The 3,759-nt window shown below is 68.2% G+C and carries 4 protein-coding genes; 3 read left to right on the top strand and 1 reads right to left on the bottom strand.

The features are described from left to right. Nucleotides 1-233: 233 nt before the first annotated feature. A complete protein-coding gene (locus HC022_RS20975) occupies nt 234-995 on the bottom strand; it encodes an IclR family transcriptional regulator (protein ID WP_089959854.1) in 762 nt (253 codons plus the stop codon). A gap of 211 nt (nt 996-1,206) precedes the next feature. On the opposite strand from HC022_RS20975, the gene HC022_RS20970 reads away from it, so the two are divergent. The 3 genes from HC022_RS20970 to HC022_RS20960 form a co-directional block, all read left to right on the top strand. Continuing rightward, nucleotides 1,207-2,148 carry an ABC transporter permease gene (locus tag HC022_RS20970; RefSeq protein ID WP_167453714.1) on the top strand — a complete coding sequence of 314 codons (942 nt, stop codon included), beginning with the start codon at nt 1,207-1,209 and terminating at the stop codon, nt 2,146-2,148. Continuing rightward, complete coding sequence (locus HC022_RS20965) at nt 2,145-3,023, top strand: ABC transporter permease (protein WP_167453713.1); 879 nt, start codon at nt 2,145-2,147, stop codon at nt 3,021-3,023. Before HC022_RS20970 ends, HC022_RS20965 begins: the two co-directional genes overlap by 4 nt. After that, nucleotides 3,023-3,759, top strand: a 737-nt coding sequence (locus HC022_RS20960) for an ABC transporter ATP-binding protein (protein WP_167453712.1), incomplete at its 3' end; no start/stop codon positions are given. The genes HC022_RS20965 and HC022_RS20960, both read left to right, overlap by 1 nt.

Genomic DNA, 3,759 nt, shown 5'->3' with positions numbered 1-3,759 from the left:
AGAGGCCCAGAGGCCCAGAGGCCCAGAGGCCCAGAGGCCCAGAGGCCCAGAGGCCCAGAGGCCCAGAGGCCCAGAGGGTCGGAAAGGGCAGGGCACGGGCATTTGCCGGAGTGGCGGAACAAAAAGATGATTTTCGTTCCGTCATGTCACCGAGGCCCACGCACCGCCATCCCGACATCGAAACCGGCGCACGCCCCCCGGAGGGACCGAACCACCCTGGAAAGCACCCCGGATCAGCCGGCGCCGACCGCGAGGAAGCCGCGCAGTTCGTCGATGGTGCGGACCATCCATTCCTCGGACATGAGCTCGATCGGCGCGGTGAAGGAGACGGCGACGTCGGCCTCGTAGGCGCCCTGGGCGGGGATCGGCAGGCCGAGGCCGCCTTCGCCCGGAAGGTAGTAGCCCATGTTCACTGCGAAGCCCCGGAGCCGGGCGTCGGCGACCTGCGCCGCCACGACCTCGCGGTCGACCTTCTGGCAGGCGGGGAAGACCGGGAAGCGGTGGGCGTTGGCGTCGAGCACCCGGCTCACGGCTTCGTCGTCCTGCAACGACAGCAGCGCCACGCTGCCGGCCTGCACGCCCATCGGAATGCGGGCGCCGACGCCCATGGTGAAATGCCGGCGGCTCGAGCGGCTGATCATTTCACCGCAGACCGCGTCGAGCCCGGCCTGCAGGATCAGGTAGACGGTGAGGCCGCTGTGCCGGGCGAACTCGGTCATGCCGGGGCGCAGCTTGCGGGCCTGCGGCTCGAGCCGGTCCTGGCGCTTGGTCAGCGCCGGGATCGAGGGCCCGAGCCGGTAGTGGCCGTAGCGCCCGGCGGTCTCGGCAAAGCCCTTGGCCCGCAGCGCGCTGAGGCTGCGGTGGGCCACCGACTTGGCACAGCCCAGCCGCTCGGAGATCTGCGCAAGGCTGAACCCCTCGGCGGTGGCATCGCCGAGGATCAGCAGAATCTCGAGCGCGCGTTCGGCGTTGGAAGACGACCGCGCGTCTTTCATGACCAGATGCCCTCCATGAGTTCCGATAACCGGAATTTATCGGCCCATCAAATTATCTTTATAAGAATTTGTTGACGTGGGTGAGTCAATTGCGTTCGATCACCCCTGACGCGGCGTCGCCGCCCGAAGCCCCGGTACAGGGGCAGGGCGGCCTGAGGACGCATGCGGTCCGGCCCGGACAACCGGGACGGAGACGACGACAGGGAACGACATGCTGACTTTCATCCTGAAGCGACTGGGGTTCGCGCTCATCACGCTCATCTGCGTGCTGACGCTGGTCTTCCTGGTCGTGCGGATCCTGCCCGGTGACCCGGCGCTGGTGATCCTCGGGGATCAGGCCAGCCCCGACAGCGTGGCCGCCTTGCGCGACCGGCTGGGGCTCAACGATCCGATCCTCGTGCAATACGCGAGCTTTCTCGGCCGCGCCCTGCAGGGCGACCTCGGCAATTCGATGGTGACCGGGCGGCCGGTCACGTCGGAGATCCTCAACGTGCTGCCATACACGCTGGAGTTGACCTTCGCGGCGCTGGTACTCGGCACCGTGCTGGGGGTGCCGGCGGGGGTCTGGGCGGCGGTGCGGCGCAACCGCATCCCCGATTACCTGATGCGGCTGGTGTCGCTCATCGGGCTGTCGCTGCCCGCCTTCGTGGCGGCGATCATCCTGATGATGGTTTTCGCCATCCACTTCGGCTGGTTCCCGGTGATCTCGGCGGGCAATGCCGAGACCCTGACCGAGCGGCTGCGGCAGATGGCGCTGCCGACGCTGGCGCTGGCGCTCATCATGATGGCCTACATCACCCGGGTCACCCGCTCGGCCATGCTCGAGGTGCTGAGCCAGGACTTCGTGCGCACCGCGAGGGCCAAGGGCGTGTCGCCGTCGCGGGTGGTCTGGACCCATGCGCTTGGCAATTGCCTGATCCCGATCACCACGGTGGTGGGGCTCTACCTCGGCATCCTGATCGGCAACTCGGTGCTGACCGAGATCGTGTTCTCGCGCCCCGGGCTCGGCAAGCTGATCCTGACCGCGCTCACCCAGCGCGACTACACGCTGCTGCAGGGCATGATCGTCGTCTACACGCTGATGGTCGTGGTGGTGAACCTTGCCCCCGACCTGCCCTATGGCCTTCTCGACCCGAGGATCCAGTACAAATGACCGATATGGCACACCCGCCCGCCGCGCCCGCGAAGCGCCGTGCGCGCCAGGGGCTGCTGCGGCGGCTCAACCTCTCGACCTGGATCGGCCTCGTGATCGTGGTGGCGCTGGTGCTGGCGGCGATCTTCGCGCCGTGGCTGACCGAGTATTCTCCCTCGAAGCAGAACATCCTGCACCAGCTCTCGCCGCCGGGAGACGGCCACCTGCTGGGCACCGACCAGTACGGGCGGGACATCTGGGCGCGGCTGCTCTACGGCGCGCGCTACTCGCTGACCATCGGCATCCTCGCCATCGTGGTGGCGATGATCGTGGGCACCTTCCTCGGCATGATCGCGGGCTTCCTCGGCGGGCGCACCGACATCGTGCTGATGCAGGTGATGGACGTGATCCTTGCCTTCCCGGCGCTGATCCTCGGGCTGGCGCTGGTGGCGCTGATCGGGGCGACGATGGGCAACATCATCATCGCCATCGCGTTCACCGCGACGCCGGCTTTCGCCCGCATCGCCCGCGCCGGGGTCATGACGCAGCGCGACCGGGAATATGCGCAGGCCTGCCGGGCGCTCGGCTTCTCGGGGCCGCGCATCCTGTTCCGCCACATCATGCCGGCGATCCTGCCCGAGGTCATGGTGATGTCCTCGCTGTGGATGGCGACCGCGGTACGGACCGAGGCGTCGCTGGCCTTCATCGGCCTCGGGCTGGCGCCGCCGACCCCCACCTGGGGCGGCATGGTGCGCGAGGGCTATGACAACATCCTCAGCTCGTTCCACCTCGCGCTCGCGCCCAGCATCGCGATCCTGCTGCTGGTGCTGGCCTTCAACCTGATCGGCGACGGCCTGCGCGACGTGGTCGACCCGCGGCTGAAGGATGCCTCGTGATGACTGATGCGGCGATTTCCGTCCGGGACCTGCGGGTCTCGTTCAGCGGCAAGGAGGTCGTGCACGGCCTGAGCTTCGACATCCCGCGCGGCGGCACGCTGGCGCTGGTGGGCGAGAGCGGCTCGGGCAAGAGCGTGACCTCGCTTGCGATCATGGGGCTGCTGCCGCAGGGCATCGGGCGTGCAACGGGCGAGATCTCGTTTGGCGGGCGCAACCTGCTGGGGCTCTCCGAGCGCGACATGTGCCGGATCCGCGGCGGCGAGATCAGCATGATCTTTCAGGAGCCGATGACCTCGCTCAACCCGGTGCAGCGGGTCGGCGACCAGCTCGCCGAGGTGATCCGGCTGCACCGCGGGCTGAGCGGCGCCGAGCTCGAGGAGGCGGTGCTGGAGATGATGCGCAAGGTGCGGATCCCGGCGCCCGAAAAGCGCCTGCGGCAGTACCCGCACACCTTCTCGGGTGGAATGCGGCAGCGCATCATGATCGCCATGGCGCTGGCCTGCAGCCCGTCGCTGATCATCGCCGACGAGCCGACCACGGCGCTTGATGTGACGGTGCAGGCGCAGACGCTGCAGCTGCTCAAGGACCTGCAGCAGGAGACCGGCGCGGCGGTGCTCTTCATCACCCATGACATGGGGGTGGTGGCCGAGGTCGCCGACGAGGTGCTGGTGATGCGCCACGGCAAGGTGATCGAGCACGGGGCCGTGCACGACGTGTTCAGCAACCCGCGCGATCC

Origin of the sequence: Salipiger sp. HF18, from assembly GCF_011806505.1 — a bacterium.
GTDB classification, from domain to species: domain Bacteria; phylum Pseudomonadota; class Alphaproteobacteria; order Rhodobacterales; family Rhodobacteraceae; genus Salipiger; species Salipiger thiooxidans.
This window is presented reverse-complemented; position numbering and strand designations above follow the sequence as displayed.

Bases quoted from the DNA above. Each gene is read 5' to 3' on its own strand.
- HC022_RS20975 (WP_089959854.1), bottom strand. From the start codon at position 995: ATGAAAGACGCGCGGTCGTCTTCCAACGCCGAACGCGCGCTCGAGATT.
- HC022_RS20970 (WP_167453714.1), top strand. From the start codon at position 1,207: ATGCTGACTTTCATCCTGAAGCGACTGGGGTTCGCGCTCATCACGCTC.
- HC022_RS20965 (WP_167453713.1), top strand. From the start codon at position 2,145: ATGACCGATATGGCACACCCGCCCGCCGCGCCCGCGAAGCGCCGTGCG.